The following is a 17,155-nucleotide window of genomic DNA, read 5'->3' as shown; positions in this document are numbered from 1 at the left end:
CACACACGATATTTGGACCGTCCGATGGGCGGCCGACCGGAGGTTCCGCAGGACATGCTCGACATTTCGTGGATTCGAAAGGATCCGGAGGCGCTGGACCGCGCTCTCGCCGATCGCGGCGAGGAGCCGGCGGCGGAGCGCCTCATCGCCATGGACGACCGCCGCAAGGCGCATGTGCAGGAGCTGCAGAAGGCCCAGGCGGCCCGCAACGCCGCCTCCAAGGAGATCGGCAAGGCGAAGGCCTCCGGCGACGAGGCCGCGGCGCAGAAGCTGATCGACGAGGTCGCCAAGCTGAAGAGCTTTCTGCAGGAAGGCGAGGCCAAGGAGCGGGAGATCGCAGCCGAGCTTCAGGCCGTGCTCGCGACGATCCCCAACGTGCCGCTGGCCGACGTGCCCGTCGGGCCCGACGAAAGCGCCAATGTGGAACTCAGGCGCTTCGGCGAGCCTCAGGTCAACGCGGATGCGGCCGAGCATTTCGAGATCGGCGAGAAGCTCGGCCTGATGGATTTCGAGGCGGCGGCGACGCTTTCCGGCTCGCGCTTCGTGGTGCTGAAGGGCGAGCTTGCCCGGCTGGAGCGGGCGCTCGGCCAGTTCATGCTCGACCTGCATACTGGCGAGCATGGGTACACCGAGGTGGCGCCGCCCGTGCTGGTGCGCGACGAGGTTCTCTTCGGCACAGCGCAGCTGCCGAAATTCGCCGAGGATCTTTATGCCGTCTCCGCCGCCGAGGAGGGCGGGGCCGGCACGAGCGGGCTGTGGCTGATCCCGACCGCCGAGGTGCCGCTCACCAACCTCGTGCGCGAACGCATCCTTTCGCAAGAGGAGCTTCCGCTGCGCTTCACCGCGCTGACGCCGTGCTTCCGCTCCGAAGCGGGCTCGGCCGGGCGCGACACGCGCGGCATGCTGCGCCAGCACCAGTTCAACAAGGTGGAACTCGTCTCCATCACGACGCCCGAAAAGAGCGTGGAGGAGCACGAGCGGATGACGGCCTGCGCCGAGGCGGTGCTCAAGAAGCTCGGCCTGTCCTACCGCGTCATGGTGCTCTCGACCGGCGACATGGGCTTTGCCGCGCGGCGAACCTATGACCTTGAGGTGTGGCTGCCCGGCCAGAAGGCGTATCGGGAAATCTCCTCCTGCTCGGTCTGTGGCGACTTCCAGGCGCGGCGCATGGATGCGCGCTACCGCCCGGCGGGCGAGAAGCAGCCGGCCTTCGTCCATACGCTCAACGGCTCGGGCGTGGCTGTGGGGCGGGCGCTCATCGCGGTGATGGAGAATTACTGCAACCCGGACGGCACGATCACCGTGCCGGAAGTGCTGAGGCCCTATCTCGGCGGCAAGGAGCGGATCGGCGCATGAAGATCCTCGTCACCAACGACGACGGCATCCACGCCCCGGGGCTGGAAATCGCCGAAAAGATCGCCCGCTCGCTGTCCGACGACGTCTGGGTGGTGGCGCCGGAGACGGACCAGTCGGGCGTCGCCCATGCGCTGACGCTGAGCGACCCGCTCCGCCTGCGCCAGGTGGATGAACGGCATTTCGCCGTGCGCGGCACGCCGACGGATTGCGTCATCATGGGGCTGAAGCAGGTGCTCGGCGAAAAGCCCGATCTGGTCATCTCCGGCGTCAACCGCGGCCAGAACATCGCCGACGACGTCTCCTATTCCGGCACCGTCGCCGGGGCGATCGAGGGCACGCTTCTCGGCATCCGCTCCTTCGCGCTGTCGCAGGCCTTCGGGCGCGAGACGGTCGAGCATCCGCATTTCGACTGCGCGCTCGCCCATGGAGCCGACATCATCCGGCGGGCGCTCGAAGCCGACATCGCGCCGGACGTCCTGATGAACGTCAATTTTCCGGATCGGCCCGCGGGCGAGGTCGCCGGCGTCTCGGTGACGCGGCAGGGAAGGCGGGTGCCGGACTGGATCCGCATCGAGGAGAGGGCCGACGGGCGCGGCCGGCCCTACTACTGGATCGGCTTCAAGCATCAGATCATGGATCCGCCGCCCGAGACCGATCTTGCAGCGCTGGCCGAGGGGCGCATCTCGGTGACGCCGCTGTCGCTCGACATGACGCATGAGCGCACGCGCCAGGAGCTGCTCGACCATTTCGCCTCTCCGCCCGGCAACCGCGCGCAGGCGCCGGGCTCGTGAGCGACATCGTGCCGCCTGAACCGGATCCGGATGCCCGCATCCGGCTGGCGAGCATGATTCTCAAGCTGCGCGAGCTCGGGATCTCCAACAGGCGGGTTCTGGCGGCGATCGAGACGGTGCCGCGCGAAGTGTTCGTGCCGGAGCAATACCGGGGCGAGGCCTATCTCGACCGGCCGCTGCCGATCGCGTGCGGGCAGACGATCAGCGCCCCCTCGGTGGTGGCGATGATGACGGCGGCGCTGGAGGTGGAGGACCGCCACCACGTGCTGGAGATCGGCACGGGGTCGGGCTATCAGGCGGCAATCCTTGCCAAGCTCGCGCGGCGGGTGACGACGCTGGAGCGCTACCGGACGCTCCTGGAAAGCGCCGAGGCGCGCTGGCAGGAACTCGGCATCACCAACATCACCGGCGTCGTGTCGGATGGATCGAAGGGCTGGCCGGCGCAGGCGCCGTTCGACCGTATCCTGGTCACGGCGGCCGCGGCCGCCGCGCCGGCAAAACTCGTCGCCCAGCTCGTCGACGGCGGCATCCTGATTGCGCCGGTCGGGCCGGCCGATAGCGTCCAGCGCCTGACTTTCTTTCGCAAAGAGGGAACGACGGTCGAAACCCGCGATCTCGGCGCGGTGCGATTCGTGCCGTTGGTGGAAGGGGTTGCGCGCAATCTCTAGCTGTTGCGTCTGCCAGATTGCCCGCACTTTCGGTCGGCTCTTAACTCCTTTTCAATGTTAATGCTTTTTGATCGTGGCTGCATTCCATTGGAGTCGCGAGTTTCCTCAATGAGGCAGTATCCCCCGTCCGCCCGTCTTGTCTTCTGGTCCACCCGTATCAGTGCGCTTGCCCTGTTGGCAGGTCTCGGAGCGGGGTGCAGCGCCGACGCGGTGCGTCTGATGGAGCCGGTCTACACCGGCTCTACGGCCAATCAGCGCCAGGTCATCGCCAGCCAGCCGACACCCAGCTACCAGCCGACCCAGCTCGCCAGCGGGGGGGCAGTGCGGTCGCAGCCGCTGCCGCCGCCCTCAGGCTCCTACCAGACCGCCTACAATTACCAGGGGCCGAGCGGAGGCAGTGCGCCGACGCCCTATCCGCAGCAGCAGGCATCCGCACCGCGCGCCTACACGCCGCCGGAGCCCTACGCCCCAAGCGATATGCCCAAGCCTCTGGGAAGGCTGAAGGTCGACCAGAACGGCCGTCCGGTGCAGCGCAGCACCCAACCGGCGGCAAGCGCCCCCGCGGCTCGGCCAGCCGCGCCGCGCCAGCAGCCGGTGACGGCATCGGCCGGAAATTCGGCAGGCGGTTCCTACACGGTGCAGTCCGGCGATTCGCTTTGGACGATCGCCCATAATCACGGCCTGACCACGAGCGAACTCGCCCGCGCCAACAATCTCGACGACGGCGCGATCCGCCCGGGCCAGCGCCTGGTGATTCCGAACGGGGGCAGCACGCAGGTCGCCAGCGTCGATCCGCAGAGCAACCCGGCGCCTCAGGCCGAAGAGCCGCGCCGGCAGGAACAGCCGGCGAGCTATACGCCGCCTTCTTCCGATGCGGGCAATCGCCCGGCTGCGACGCCGGTCTCCACGAACCCGGCCAAACAGCAACCCGCCGCGACGGGCTTCCGCTGGCCGGTGCAGGGCCGCATCATCGCCGAGTTCGGTACCAAGCCGAACGGCGAGCGCAACGACGGCATCAACCTCGCCGTTCCGGAAGGCACGGCCGTCAAGGCGGCCGAGGACGGGACGGTCATCTATGCCGGCAACGAGTTGAAGAGCTACGGCAACCTCGTCCTCGTTCGCCACGAGGGCGGCTGGGTTTCGGCCTACGCGCATAACAGCGCCATCGAAGTGAAACGCGGCGATACGGTCCGCCGTGGCCAGATCATCGCCAAGTCCGGCATGACCGGAAACGTGACCAGCCCGCAGGTCCACTTCGAACTGCGCAAGGGAGCGACGCCGGTCAATCCGGTCGAGCACATGGCCTCGGCCTAGGGCCGAATTTCCATCCAGGGATCGAGACAGGGGCGGCTTCGGCCGCCCCTTTTCTTTGCGCGTTCTTTTTCGCGCTAGAGCCGCTTGCCGACGCGGCCGGCAAGATCCTGGATAAACTGCCAGGCGACCCGGCCCGAGCGCGCGCCACGCGTCGTCGCCCATTCCAGCGCCTGCGGCCGCCATTCCTCCTCCGCGACGCCGAGACCGAAATGCTCCACATAGGCCCGCACCATGGCGAGGTACTTGTCCTGGTCGCAATTGTGGAAGCCGAGCCAGAGGCCGAAGCGGTCCGATAGCGAGACCTTCTCCTGCACCGCCTCCGAAGGGTTGATGGCGGTCGAGCGCTCGTTCTCGATCATGTCGCGCGGCAGAAGGTGTCGCCGGTTGGAGGTGGCATAGAAGATGACATTGTCCGGACGGCCTTCGACGCCGCCCTCCAGAGCTGCCTTCAGCGATTTGTAGGAGGTGTCGTCGGCATCGAACGACAGATCGTCGCAGAAGAAGATGAAGCGCTCCGGTCGGCCGCGAATGAGGTTCATCAGTTCCGGCAGGGTGGCGATGTCCTCGCGATGGATCTCCACGAGCTTCAGGCGCGCTTGCGGGTGCTCGGAAGAAACCTGCGCGTGAGCCGACTTGACGAGCGAGGACTTGCCCATGCCGCGGGCACCCCAAAGGAGCGCATTGTTCGCGGCAAAGCCCTGCGCGAAACGGCGGGTGTTGTCGAGAAGCGTATCGCGGGAGCGATCGATCCCCTGCAACAGTCCGATCTCCAGCCGGTTGACCTTCGCTACCGGCTGGAGGCGCGGCGGCACCGGCTCCCAGACGAAGGCGTCCGCCGCGTCGAGATCGAGCGGTGGGACAGGGTCAGGGGCGAGGCGCTCCAGGGCACTGGCGATCCGCTCCAGGAGCGGGGCGAGCTTCTTCGATGTTTCCTTCGACACGGGACTCTTGCTCTTTCCTGAGAGCCCGTGCGGTTAGCATGTGCCTCGCCGCCGAGGAAGCCATGGCTGCCAGGCGCCAGAAACCGAGGTTCACAGGCGGTTGCAAAGGTGCGCGCCGAAGCTATAGTCCGCGCCGACTTGGACCCCCATCTAAGGGGCCGCAAACATAAAAACCCGAGGCCTTCATGTTTATCACTCCGGCCTATGCCCAGGGCGCAGGCGCCGGCGGCAGCGAGATGCTGATTTCGCTTCTGCCCTTCCTCCTGATCTTCGTGATCATGTACTTCCTCATCATCCGTCCGCAGCGCCAGCAGGCGAAGAAGCGGGAAGAGATGCTGAAGGCGATCCGGCGTGGCGACACGGTCGTCACCGGCGGCGGCCTCATCGGCAAGGTCACGAAAGTGGTCGACGACACCGAGCTGGAACTGCAGATCGCCGAGGGCGTGAAGGTGCGGGCGCAAAGAGGCCTCATTTATGAGGTTCGTGCCAAGTCGGAGCCGGTAGCCGGCTCTGATTCCTAAAGCCCGACACCTCCCGGGACGCCCCGCTTCATGCTTTATTTCGCCCGCTGGAAGGTCACGCTGATCGTCCTTGTCGTCCTTGCCGGCATCGTCATCGACCTTCCCAATCTCTTCCCTGCCTCGACCGTCCAGTCCTGGCCTTCCTTCCTGCAGCGGCAGATCGTGCTCGGCCTCGACCTTCGCGGCGGCGCGCATCTCCTTCTGCAGGTGGAGCGCGATTCGCTGATCAAGGACCGGCTGGAGACGCTGACCGGCGACATCCGGCAGACCCTTCGCGACGAGCGCATCGGCTACCGGAACCTGCGGGGGCGGGGCGAAAGCGTCTCCTTCACGCTGCGGGAGGCCTCCGACGGCGACCGCGTCATGCAGCTCCTGCAGCCGCTGACGCAGCCCATCCAGTCCGGCCTTTTCGGCCAGGGCTCCGTGAGCGAGGTCGATCTCAGCCGGAACGGGGAGACCATCACCGCGACCCTGACGGAAGCGGGCCTGGAAGAGCGCACGCGCTCGGCGGTGGAGCAGAGCCTTTCGGTTCTCAGCCGCCGCGTGAATGCGCTCGGCACGACCGAGCCGACCATCCAGCGCGAGGGAACGGACCGTATTCTCGTGCAGGTGCCGGGACTTGAAGACACGCGCCGGCTCAAGGACGTGTTGGGACAGACGGCGAAGATGACCTTCCATCTGGAATGCCCGGACGGTGACATCGTCTCCGCCGAGCAGGGCCGCCCGCCCGCCGGCTGCGAGATCGCCCAGCCCGCCGATCCGAGCGACGGGCCGATCCTCATCGAATCGCGGGCAAGGCTCTCCGGCGACGACCTTGTCGATGCCCAGCCGGCCTTCGACCAGCAGACCAATACGCCGATCGTCACCTTCCGGTTCAATTCGCGCGGCGGCTCCGTTTTCGGCCAGCTGACGCAGCAGAATGTCGGCAAGCGCTTCGCCGTGGTGCTCGACGACAAGGTGATCACCGCGCCGGTCATCCGCTCGCCGATTCTCGGAGGTTCGGGACAGATTGAGGGCAACTTCACTGTCGAGAGCGCCCAGAACCTGGCGGTCCTTCTGCGCGCCGGCGCGCTGCCGGCCGATCTGACCATCGTCGAAGAACGCACCGTCGGACCCAGTCTCGGCCGCGATTCCATCGCTGCCGGCGAGATGGCCGCGCTTATCGGCACGGCCGCGGTCATCGTGTTTATGGTGCTCGTCTACGGATTGTTCGGCGTGTTCGCCAACATCGCCCTTATCGCCAATATCGTCCTGCTCTTCGCGCTGCTTACGATCCTGCAGGCGACGCTGACGCTGCCTGGCATCGCCGGCATCGTGCTCACGGTCGGCATGGCGGTCGACGCCAATGTGCTCATCTTCGAGCGCATACGTGAGGAATCGCGGCTCGGCCGATCGGCCATCAACGCCATCGAGGCCGGCTTCAGCCGGGCTCTCGGTACCATCCTCGACGCCAACATCACCACGCTGATCGCGGCGTTCGCGCTCTTTGCCCTCGGCTCCGGCCCGATTCGCGGCTTCGCCGTGACGCTCGCCCTCGGCATCCTGACGACGATGTTCACCGCCTTCATCCTGACGCGCTTCATCGTGGCCGTCTGGGTGCGCAACCAGCGCCCTAAAACCGTGCCGATCTGAGCCCAGCCATGCCCATCCGTCTCATTCCCGACGACACAAAAGTCCCGTTCATGCGCTTTGCGCGGTGGGGTTTTCCCGCCTCGCTGATCGCCATGGCGGCCTCGCTTATTCTGTTCTTCGTCGTCGGCCTCAATCTCGGCATCGACTTCAAGGGGGGCACCCTCATTGAAGTCCAGAGCAAGTCGGCGGTCGCCGATATCGCCGACATCCGCTCCAAGCTCTCGCCGCTGGGCCTTGGTGATTTCGAGGTGCAGGGCTTCGGCACCCCCAATGACGTCCTGATCCATCTCGTCACCCAGCCGGGCGGCGAGGAGGCGCAGCAGGAGGCCGTTCGCAAGGTGCAGAACGTCCTGAGCGAGGACGAATATACCTATCGGCGGGTGGAAGTGGTCGGTCCGCGCGTTTCCGGCGAACTCGCCGAGACGGGCACGATCGCCGTGCTCGTCACCATGATCGGCGTGCTCTTCTACATCTGGTTCCGCTTCGAATGGCAATTCGCCGTCGGCGCCATCGCCTCGCTGGTGCATGACGTGGTCCTGACGATCGGCTTCTTCGCGGTCACGCAGATCGAGTTCAACCTCTCATCCATCGCGGCGATTCTCACGATCGTGGGCTATTCGCTGAACGATACGGTGGTGGTCTTCGACCGCGTTCGCGAGACGCTGCGCAAATTCAAGCAGATGGAGATCCACGATCTCATCGATCTGGCGATCAACCAGACGCTGTCGCGCACGCTGCTGACCTCCGCCACGACGCTGATCGCGCTCCTTGCGCTGTTCTTCTTCGGAGGGTCGGTCATCCGCTCCTTCACGGCGGCGATGATCTGGGGCGTCTTCATCGGCACCTATTCGTCGATCTTCATCGCGGCGCCGATCCTCATCTACTTCAACCTGCGCTCCGAGAAGGTCGGCAAGCCGGCGACCGCCGACGAGAGCGCCTCCGGCTGATGGCGGAGGAAGGGCAGGGCGGCGCTCAGCCAGGCGGCAAATTTCCGGGGCGCGCGCCGATCGACGCCTACGGCAATGGCGGCTTCCGTTTCGCCGGCATGTCGCATCGCGGCTCCATCCTGCTCCTGCCGAGCGCCATCCTCGCCTGGTCGGTCACCCGTCCCGAGGAGATCGATATCGGAACGCTGGATCCGCTGTTGCAGGAAGCGCGCGACATTGACGTCTTTCTCGTCGGCACCGGGCGCAACCCGGTGCCGCTCCCACCGGAGCTGAAGAAGCGGCTGATGGATTTCGGCCTTTCGCCCGAAGTGATGCCGACGGGGGCCGCAGCGCGGACCTTCAATATCCTGCTGCAGGAAAGCCGGGCCGTCGCAGCGGCGCTGATCGCCGTCGACGAAGCGTTCTGAGACGCTAGGTCGGCGTGATGGCCGAGCCCGATCCCAATCTCTCCGCACCCGTCAAGGAGCGCGATCTGCCGCGCTACTATTCGGTGCTTTTCGCCCCGGCGCACAAGCGCGAGGACCTTCTGGCGCTCTATGCCTTCGCGGTGGAGGCCGAGCGGGTCGCCGATATCGTCAAGGAGCCGGCGCTCGGGGAAATCCGACTCACCTGGTGGCGCGACGCGCTCGCGACGGGGATCTCCGGCGCGGCGAGCGGGGCGCCGATCATCGACCGGCTGGCGAGCGCCCTCAAGGCTTGCGACCTCGACGAACGGGCGCTTGCGGCGCTGACGGAGGCGCGCCAGGCCGATCTCTATGCCGATCCGCCGGCCGACCGGACGGAACTCGAAGGCCGGCTCGGGGAAACGCAATCGAGCCTCTTTCAGCTCGCCGGCCTGATGCTCGGGGGCGAGGCGAAGGCGCTTGCGGAGGCCGCCGGCCATGCCGGCATTGCCTACGGGCTCGCGACGGGATTGTGGAGGCTTTCGGCGGATCGGGCGCGGGGACGCCTGCTCATACCTCTCGACATGCTTGAAGGAGCCGGTCTTTCGGCGGAGGCGGCCTATCGGGCCGAGCCAGCCCGCCTAGCGGGGCCGATCGAGCAGTTGGCAGCGCTCGCCGAGGCGCACCGGCAGAAGGCTGTCTCAGCGCTTTCCGATGTCGGTCGCGAGGCACGGCCGGCCTTTCTGCCGCTCGCGGCGGCGAGGCTGCTGATTTCTCGGGAGCGGCAGAACCCTGCCGCGTTCGCCAAGGCCGTGCCGAGAGCCCCGGCGCTTGCCATCTTGAGCCGGATCGCGATCGCCGCCCTCAAAGGCTAAGCGGCCGCGGGGCCGAAAGGCCTCAGGCGACCTCTTTCAGGCCATTCCTCTCGATCCAGGCGGCGAAATCGGCAAGGGCGCGGCGGGCGAGGATGCGCTTGCGGGCAAAGCCCCGCTCCTTGCCCTTTATCTTCCTGCCCTCCGCATCGGCCTGCGGCGTCTCGATCTCCGGAAAAAGCCCGAAATTGACGTTCATCGGCTGGAAGTCGGCGTCCGGGTCGAGAAGGCTGCGCCCGGTGATATGGGCGAGGAGTGCGCCATGCGCGCTCGTCTCCGGCGGCAGCGCCGGCTCGGCGCCGCGTGCCTCGGCAACGGCGAAGCGGCCGGCCATCAGCCCGACCGCCGCCGATTCCACATAGCCCTCGCAGCCGGTGATCTGGCCGGCGAAGCGGATATGCGGGGCGGCCTTCATGCGCAGGGAGGCGTCGAGAATTTTTGGCGAGCGCAGAAAAGTGTTGCGGTGGATGCCGCCGAGGCGGGCGAATTCGGCGTTCTGAAGCCCCGGGATAAGCCGGAAGGCCTTCGCCTGCTCGCCGTATTTCATCTTGGTCTGGAAGCCGACCATGTTGAAGAGGCTGCCCTGCCGGTTGTCCTGGCGGAGCTGAACGACCGCCCAGGGCTTTTCGTCCGGCTTGTGGCGGTTGGTGAGGCCGACCGGTTTCATCGGACCGTAGCGCAGCGTCTCGCGGCCGCGGGCTGCCATCACCTCGATCGGCAGGCAGCCCTCGAAATAGGGCGTGTCCTTTTCCCAGTCCCGGAAATCGGCGGTTTCGGCGGCAAGCAGCGCGTCGATGAAGGCCTCGTATTGCGGCCGCGAAAGAGGGCAATTGAGATAGGCGGCGGTGTCGCCGCCTGGGCCCGGCTTGTCGTAGCGCGACTGGAACCAGGCGGTGTCCATGTCGACGCTGTCGCGATGGACGATCGGCGCGATGGCGTCGAAGAAGGCGAGCTGGTCTTCGCCGCTCGCCTCGCGGATCGCGGCCGAGAGCGAATCGCTCGTCAGCGGGCCCGTGGCGATGATGACGCTCTCGCCGGGAGCGGGCAGGGCGTTCACCTCGCCCCGCTCCACGGTAATGAGCGGGTGCGCGGCAATCGCCTGCGTGACGGCGGCGGAGAAGGCGTCGCGGTCGACGGCGAGGGCCGAGCCCGCCGGAAGCTGATGGCTGTCGGCGGATGCCATGACCAGCGAGCCGGCCAGGCGCATCTCCTGATGCAGGACGCCAACGGCGTTGTTCTCGGCATCGTCGGAGCGGAAGGAATTGGAGCAGACGAGCTCTGCCAGCCCGTCCGTCTTGTGGGCGGGCGTCCCGGTGAGCGGGCGCATCTCGGTGAGGATGACGGGAAGGCCTGCCGAGGCGATCTGCCAGGCGGCTTCAGAGCCGGCGAGGCCGCCGCCCACGACGCGGACCGGCTTCATCGCCCGTCTCCGGTGCGACACGTGAAAATGCAACGCTTCATGGTCGGGAATGTTGACGCTCGGGCCTCGGATCGCAAGAGGTGGCAGTCGCAGCACAGAAGGAAAAGCGAAATATGGCGTCGGGTTCGAACAAGGTCATCTATGCCGCGCTCGTGGGCAACGCGCTGATCGCGGTGACGAAGTTCGCGGCTGCGGCCTATACGGGCTCCTCCGCCATGCTCTCGGAAGGCATCCATTCGCTGGTCGATACCGGCAACCAGGGTCTCCTCCTTTACGGTATCCGGCGCTCGAAGCGGCCGGCCGACCGGGCGCATCCCTTCGGCTACGCATCGGAAATCTATTTCTGGGCCTTCGTCGTCGCGATCCTGATCTTCGCGGTCGGGGCGGGCGTTTCCATGTATGAGGGCGTGCAGAAGATCATCGATCCGCACGAGATCAGCAGCCCGATGGTGAACTACATCGTCCTCGTCCTGGCGATGGTGTTCGAGGGTGTCGCCTGGACGATCGCCTACAAGGAGTTCCAGAAGAGCCGCAACGGACGGAGTTTCCTTTCCGCGATTCGCCAGTCGAAGGACCCGACGGTCTTCACCGTGCTCTTCGAGGATACGGCGGCGATGCTCGGTCTTTTCGTTGCCCTGATCGGCGTGACGCTCGCCGCCTATCTGGAGATGCCCTGGCTCGACGGGGCAGCCTCGATCGGCATCGGCCTCATCCTCGGCATGACGGCGCTGCTTCTGGCCATCGAGACGAAAGGTCTCCTCATCGGCGAATCGGCCGATCCGGAGACCGTGCAGGCGATTCGCCAGATCATCGAAAAGCACCGCGCTGTCAGCGCGATCAACGAGATCCGCACGCTGCATCGCGGACCGAACGACATCCTTCTCGCGGTCTCGATCGATTTCGAGAACGACCTCACGGCGGGGGCGGTCGAAGAGGCGATCCACGATCTTGAGATCGAGATCAAGTCGCGCTTCCCGCGGATCCTGAGGCTCTTCATCGAGGTGCAGTCGGCGGAAGACCATCATGAGATGGAGGCGGCCGCTCTTGCCGCCGCCGAGGGGCATCAGAGCTAGTCTCAGTGCTGAAGGGCGTTTTCTGGATGCGACAGAATCGTCCTTCTAGTTTAGAATTGATCTAAGTCAAATCTGACGGCGAGCTGCGGCGCGAGACTTCGCACGCGACCTTGAGGCAATGAGAGGTCGCGAGGATCAGCGGGCGATATACTCCAAACCGCAGCGAAACGGTCGCCGATTCGCGGTTCGCTCGATGTTCTCGCGGCACTCCCTAACCATGGAGAGCGCGATGAACCGCTTGCTGGTCTCGCTCCTGATGGCTGCCGGTCTCGGCACGGCAGCGCAGGCTGCCGACGACCAATTGATGACCCAGGCCAACGAGATTTTCGATCCCATCCCGACGCTGGTCCAGGCGCCGGAACACAATGCGATTACCCGCGAGAAGGTAGAGCTCGGCAAGATGCTCTATTTTGACCCGCGGCTGTCCTCCAGTCACCTTCTGAGCTGCAATACCTGCCACAATCTCGGCCTCGGCGGCACCGATCTGCAGCCGACCTCCGTCGGACACGGCTGGCAGCGCGGCCCGCGCAATGCGCCGACCGTGCTCAACGCGGTCTTCAACATCGCCCAGTTCTGGGACGGGCGCGCGGAAGACCTGAAGGCGCAGGCCGTCGGCCCCATGCAGGCCGCGGTGGAGATGAACTCCACGCCGGAGCGGGTGCTCGAGGTCCTGAACAGCATGGAGGACTACAAGGACCTGTTCGACGTGGCCTTTCCCGGTGACGACGACCCGGTCAAGCTCGACAACGTCGCCAAGGCGATCGAGGCCTTCGAGGTGACCCTCGTCACTCCGGCCTCGCCCTTCGATCAATTCCTCGACGGCAACACGAACGCCATGACCGACCAGCAGAAGGAAGGCCTTGCCCTGTTCATGGACAAGGGCTGCGCCACCTGCCACTCGGGCGTCAATGTCGGTGGTCAGGCATACTTCCCGTTCGGCGTCGTCGAGCAGCCCGGCGCCGACATCCTGCCGCGCGCCGACAAGGGTCGCTTTGCCGTGACCCAGACGGCCTCGGACGAGTACGTCTTTCGTGCAGGTTCCCTGCGCAATGTCGCGCTGACCGCGCCCTACTTCCATTCCGGTCAGGTCTGGAGCCTGCGCCAGGCGGTGGAAGTGATGGCGACCGCCCAGCTGGGCACCGAGCTCTCCGAAGAGGAAGTCGACGCGATCGTCGCCTTCCTGCACGCTCTGACGGGCGAGCAGCCGCAGGTCGAATACCCGATCCTGCCGGCGAGCACGGACACCACGCCCCCGCCGGTGCTGACCCTGCCGGGCCAGGACGGCTGAGGAAACGATCCTTGCGGATGAGAACCGGAGCCGCCCTCGGGCGGCTCTTCCTTTTCCCCGCCGTCCGACCGGATGATGGAACCGCTCCCGCACCGCACCAGTTTTCCGGCCATCATCGGAAACGCCACGAAGGAGCAGCCATGACACTCACCGTATCGGCAAATGGCGCAGAGATCCCGGCCATCGGCTTCGGCACCTGGCGGCTGCGCGACGACGTATGCCGGCATATGGTGGAAGTCGCGCTCGACGCCGGATACCGGCATATCGATACCGCGGCGGCGTACGAGAACGAGGTGGCCGTCGGCGACGCGCTGAAGAATCACGTCACCCCGCGCGACGACATCTTCGTCACCACCAAGGTCTGGTACGACCAGCTGCGCGAGGGAGACTTCCAGCGCTCGGCCGAGGAGAGCCTGAAGCGCCTCGGCCTCGATCAGGTCGATCTCCTCCTCATTCACTGGCCGAGCCCGGACATTCCCTTCGACGAGCAGATCCGCTCGCTCTGCAAGGCGAAGAAGCAGGGGCTGGCAAGGCATGTCGGCGTATCCAATTTCACCGCGCCGCTGCTCGAGGCAGCGATGCGCCACGCCGACGAACCGCTCGTTGCCAACCAGGTCGAGCATCATCCCTATCTCGACCAGCGCGTCGTGCACGCGGCCTGCCGCAAGCATGGCCTTGCCATGACCGACTATGCGCCGATCGCGCGAGGCTCGGTGCTGGAGGAAAAGGTGGTCATGGAAATCGCCGAGGAGAAGGACAGGACCCCCGCGCAGGTCGTCCTGCGCTGGCACGTCCAGCAGGAGGGCGTCATTGCCATCCCGCGCTCTTCAAACGCGGAACGGGTGCGCGAGAACATCGATATCGAGGACTTCGCCCTGACGCCGGAGGAAATGGGCCGGATCTCGGGCCTCGCGCGGCCGGATGGGCGCGAGGTCGATCCCGACTGGGCTCCGCAATGGGACGAGGCGGCCTGAGGCCGCTTTGTCGCCGGTACCGGCCGCGCCGCTTGGCCGGCGCGGCTGAATCGGGCATCGCTTCTTCCCCGCGCGCTTTTTCGAAGGAAGAGCGATGTTCTTTATCGTCTCCAAGGTCGGCGGGTTCTTTCTCGCCCCTTCCAACGCTCTCCTCGTTCTCGCCCTCCTCGGCGGGGCGCTCCTTCTTCTGAGATTCAGGCTTTTCGGCGGGGCGGCGCTCACCACCTCGCTCGTTCTCCTTGCCGCCTGCGGCTGGGGACCGGTGGCAAACTGGCTGATCCTGCCGCTCGAGAATCGCTTCGAACGTCCCTCGGCCGATGCGCCGGCGCCGGACGGCATCATCATTCTTGGCGGCGCGCTCTCCGATCGTGTCAGCTCGTTGCGCGGTTCCGGTCTGGAGCTGACGGAAGCCGGTGACCGCGTGCTCGCGATGATCGAGCTGGCGCGTGCCTATCCGAAAGCGCGGATTGTCTTTTCAGGCGGGACGGGCCTCCTCGTCCTCGACAGCCCGGAATCTGAAGCGAGCCTCATCGGGTCGGTCGCGGAAGACCTCGGCCTTGCGCCGGGTCGCGTGGAGCTGGAGCCCGATTCCCGCAATACCGCGGAGAACGCCAGATTCTCCAAGAGGCTGGTGGAGCCGAAGCCGGACGAGACATGGTGGCTCGTGACCTCCGCCTACCACATGCCGCGCGCCATCGGCTGTTTCCGCGCGGCCGGTTTTCCCGTCACCGCCTATCCGGTCGACTACCGCGCTGCCGCCGATGACTGGCTGCTGCCGTTCTCGCGGATCGGCGCTGGCCTTGAGCGGACCGACATCGCTGCGCGCGAATGGGCGGGGCTTCTCGCCTATCGGCTAACCGGCCGCGTCAGCAGCCTTTTTCCGGGACCGCAGACCGATTAGCGGCCGCCCGTACTCCGGACGAGGGCGAGCCGGGCTGGATCGTCCCTGTCCGCAAGAACGTTAGAGTGTCTCGGTGCTCAAGGAGAGGTAGCGGCTGGTGGAGTGGTTCAAGGAAGCTGAGGTCGCGGCAATGCTCGGCGAGGCTGAGACGGCGCTCTTTCAGTGGATCGGCCTCCTCGTGCGTCCCTGGACGCTGATCCAGATCGCCATCATCGCCGCCGCCGTCGTCGGCAGCCTCCTCCTGGGCCGCATCGTGGAGCGGCGACTTGAGGGGCGGGTGCGCGCCATCAGAGGTCAGCCGCGCCTCCTTCGCTTCCTGGCGCTCGTCCTGAGGCGGACGCGCTGGATCGTCATGTCGCTCGTGCTGCTGGCGATCCTTGTCGTGATGCGCTCGCTTACCTGGCCGAGCCGCACCTACATGGTGGAGATCGCCGCCTCGCTCGTGGGCGCCTGGGTGGTCATCTCGATCGTCTCGCGGCTCATCCGCAACCGCATGCTGGCGCGCTTCGTGGCGGTCATTGCATGGATCTACGTGGCGCTGCGTATCACCGGCTTCCTCGACGAGGCGACCCTGCTTCTCGATTCGGCGGCGCTGCAGCTCGGCACCTTCCGGCTTTCGCTTCTCTTTCTCATCCAGGCCGCGCTGCTCCTCACAGGGCTTCTGTGGGCTGCCGTCGTTGCCGGCAATTTCCTCGAGCAACGGCTGGAGAAGGCGAACGATCTCACCCCCACGCTCAGGGTTCTCCTCGGCAAGGTGGTCAAGTTCAGCCTCGTCGTGGCGGCCGGCGCGACGGCGCTGACGGCGCTCGGAATCGACATCACGGCGCTCACCGTCTTCTCCGGCGCGCTCGGCGTCGGCATCGGCTTCGGCCTGCAGAAGGTCGTCTCCAACTTCATCTCTGGGATGATCATCCTGCTCGACAAGTCGATAAAGCCCGGCGACACGATCTCGCTCGGCGAGACCTTCGGCTGGATCCGCGAGCTTCGGGCGCGCTTCGTCTCGGTGGTGACGCGGGACGGCAAGGAGTTTTTGATTCCGAACGAGGATTTCATCACCCAGCAGGTGGTGAACTGGTCCTTCACCGACACGCTGATCCGGCTCGACGTCCATTTCGGCGTCGCCTACTCCTCCGACCCTCACGAAGTGCGCAAGCTTGCCATCGAGGCGGCCAAGAGCGTGGAGCGGGTGCAGCCGGGGCCGCCGCCCGTCTGCTGGTTGACGGGTTTTGGCGATTCCTCGCTGGATTTCATCCTGCGCTTCTGGATTCGCGACCCGCAGAACGGGCTCACCAATGTGCGCGGGCAGGTGCTGCTCGCCTGCTGGGACGCCTTCAAGGCGGCTGGCGTGTCGATCCCGTTCCCGCATCGCGAGGTGATCTTTCAGGGGCCCTTGCGCACCGAGCCGGCAGGATCCGCGCCCGGCGCGGGGGGAGGGCCGGGCGAGGGCGGCGAAAGTGCGACCGATTAACCTTCACAGGGCGTATCGGTCGGTTTCCGGTCTATCGTAAGCATATGAAATACAACGATATTTCAGGTATTCTTTGGAGGGATATCAGCTATGCCGCGAAGCTGTGGCTGAAGCGCGATCGGTGCTTGCGTTTTGCACTGCACATCGCCACATTCCCGCCGCCTCGGGGCCGCAAGCCTTAAGGCAATCCTACCGGCTCGATGGCGGCCGGCGTAAGCCTCGCATGGCGGTCCGTTCTGCCATGACGGATGTTCTTCACGGACGGATTTTTGTTTTCCCCCAGGCAATGCCTGTGATTCGGCGCTCTTTCGGAGACCGCAGAAATGGGAAACGGAAAGGGCTTTGAAGCGAGACGCAAGCTTCCGGCAAGGATGGGAGCTGAGGCTCAGGAGCCACAACTGGGCCGAATTGGGGCAAATACGCGTCAAAGTGTCTTGAAGGCGTCCGTAACAGTCTGTAATTTTTCGGGAGTTCCGGGGCGCTGAGGAGGCCCTGAACTTCCGGGGACAAAAGGGGATTTGCATGCCCGATTTGAACGAGCCGTCCTGCTGGCGGGCGGCTGTGGTCACTTTTGCGGTCTGTGCGGGACTGCTTCTGGTGATCTCG

At 65.8% G+C, this 17,155-nt stretch carries 16 protein-coding genes; 14 read left to right on the top strand and 2 right to left on the bottom strand.

What is annotated here, in order from left to right; all coding sequences use genetic code 11:
• Positions 1-54: 54 nt before the first annotated feature.
• From serS to CLD20_RS04650, 4 genes are all read left to right on the top strand, one after another.
• Positions 55-1,356, top strand: a complete 1,302-nt coding sequence (gene serS, locus CLD20_RS04665; RefSeq protein WP_224405427.1) for a serine--tRNA ligase — start codon at positions 55-57, stop codon at positions 1,354-1,356.
• Positions 1,353-2,147, top strand: coding sequence for a 5'/3'-nucleotidase SurE (surE, locus tag CLD20_RS04660; protein ID WP_224405426.1), 795 nt, complete (start codon positions 1,353-1,355; stop codon positions 2,145-2,147). Before serS ends, surE begins: the two co-directional genes overlap by 4 nt.
• Positions 2,144-2,815, top strand: a complete 672-nt coding sequence (locus CLD20_RS04655) for a protein-L-isoaspartate(D-aspartate) O-methyltransferase (RefSeq protein WP_370636806.1) — start codon at positions 2,144-2,146, stop codon at positions 2,813-2,815. Before surE ends, CLD20_RS04655 begins: the two co-directional genes overlap by 4 nt.
• A gap of 108 nt (positions 2,816-2,923) precedes the next feature.
• A complete protein-coding gene (locus CLD20_RS04650) occupies positions 2,924-4,129 on the top strand; it encodes a M23 family metallopeptidase (RefSeq protein WP_224405425.1) in 1,206 nt (401 codons plus the stop codon).
• 74 nt (positions 4,130-4,203) lie between these two features.
• Here CLD20_RS04650 and CLD20_RS04645 read toward each other — a convergent pair whose 3' ends face one another.
• Positions 4,204-5,070 (bottom strand): ATP-binding protein, encoded by an 867-nt coding sequence (locus CLD20_RS04645; RefSeq protein ID WP_224405424.1) that lies wholly within the window; start codon positions 5,068-5,070, stop codon positions 4,204-4,206.
• 185 nt (positions 5,071-5,255) lie between these two features.
• Here CLD20_RS04645 and yajC point away from each other — a divergent pair, with 185 nt between their 5' ends.
• From yajC to CLD20_RS04620, 5 genes are read left to right on the top strand one after another with little or no spacing between them, the layout of a single operon-like run.
• The gene (yajC, locus tag CLD20_RS04640; protein WP_224405423.1) at positions 5,256-5,591 is read left to right on the top strand and encodes a preprotein translocase subunit YajC; all 336 of its coding nucleotides are present in this window, start codon (positions 5,256-5,258) and stop codon (positions 5,589-5,591) included.
• Positions 5,592-5,621: 30 nt separating this feature from the next.
• Complete coding sequence (gene secD, locus CLD20_RS04635) at positions 5,622-7,223, top strand: protein translocase subunit SecD (protein ID WP_224405422.1); 1,602 nt, start codon at positions 5,622-5,624, stop codon at positions 7,221-7,223.
• Positions 7,224-7,231: 8 nt separating this feature from the next.
• Positions 7,232-8,170, top strand: a complete 939-nt coding sequence (gene secF, locus CLD20_RS04630; protein ID WP_224405421.1) for a protein translocase subunit SecF — start codon at positions 7,232-7,234, stop codon at positions 8,168-8,170.
• Complete coding sequence (locus CLD20_RS04625) at positions 8,170-8,577, top strand: Mth938-like domain-containing protein (RefSeq protein WP_224405420.1); 408 nt, start codon at positions 8,170-8,172, stop codon at positions 8,575-8,577. Before secF ends, CLD20_RS04625 begins: the two co-directional genes overlap by 1 nt.
• Positions 8,578-8,594: 17 nt before the next feature.
• On the top strand, positions 8,595-9,428 hold the full coding sequence (locus CLD20_RS04620; protein ID WP_224405419.1) for a squalene/phytoene synthase family protein: 834 nt from the start codon (positions 8,595-8,597) through the stop codon (positions 9,426-9,428).
• Positions 9,429-9,450: 22 nt separating this feature from the next.
• On the opposite strand, the gene trmFO is transcribed toward CLD20_RS04620, so the two are convergent.
• Positions 9,451-10,845 carry a methylenetetrahydrofolate--tRNA-(uracil(54)-C(5))-methyltransferase (FADH(2)-oxidizing) TrmFO gene (trmFO, locus tag CLD20_RS04615; RefSeq protein ID WP_224405418.1) on the bottom strand — a complete coding sequence of 465 codons (1,395 nt, stop codon included), beginning with the start codon at positions 10,843-10,845 and terminating at the stop codon, positions 9,451-9,453.
• A gap of 113 nt (positions 10,846-10,958) precedes the next feature.
• Between trmFO and CLD20_RS04610 the strand changes: the two genes are divergently transcribed.
• From CLD20_RS04610 to CLD20_RS04590, 5 genes are all read left to right on the top strand, one after another.
• A complete protein-coding gene (locus tag CLD20_RS04610; RefSeq protein ID WP_224405417.1) occupies positions 10,959-11,918 on the top strand; it encodes a cation diffusion facilitator family transporter in 960 nt (319 codons plus the stop codon).
• A 229-nt stretch (positions 11,919-12,147) separates the two neighbouring features.
• The gene (locus CLD20_RS04605) at positions 12,148-13,206 is read left to right on the top strand and encodes a cytochrome-c peroxidase (RefSeq protein WP_304504348.1); all 1,059 of its coding nucleotides are present in this window, start codon (positions 12,148-12,150) and stop codon (positions 13,204-13,206) included.
• 140 nt (positions 13,207-13,346) lie between these two features.
• Positions 13,347-14,180 (top strand): aldo/keto reductase, encoded by an 834-nt coding sequence (locus CLD20_RS04600; protein WP_224405416.1) that lies wholly within the window; start codon positions 13,347-13,349, stop codon positions 14,178-14,180.
• A 94-nt stretch (positions 14,181-14,274) separates the two neighbouring features.
• On the top strand, positions 14,275-15,081 hold the full coding sequence (locus CLD20_RS04595) for a YdcF family protein (RefSeq protein ID WP_224405415.1): 807 nt from the start codon (positions 14,275-14,277) through the stop codon (positions 15,079-15,081).
• Positions 15,082-15,178: 97 nt separating this feature from the next.
• Complete coding sequence (locus CLD20_RS04590) at positions 15,179-16,549, top strand: mechanosensitive ion channel domain-containing protein (RefSeq protein WP_224405414.1); 1,371 nt, start codon at positions 15,179-15,181, stop codon at positions 16,547-16,549.
• Positions 16,550-17,155 lie beyond the last annotated feature (606 nt).

It is taken from the genome of Afifella sp. IM 167 (genome assembly GCF_020144925.1).
GTDB lineage: Bacteria > Pseudomonadota > Alphaproteobacteria > Rhizobiales > Afifellaceae > Afifella.
This window is presented reverse-complemented; position numbering and strand designations above follow the sequence as displayed.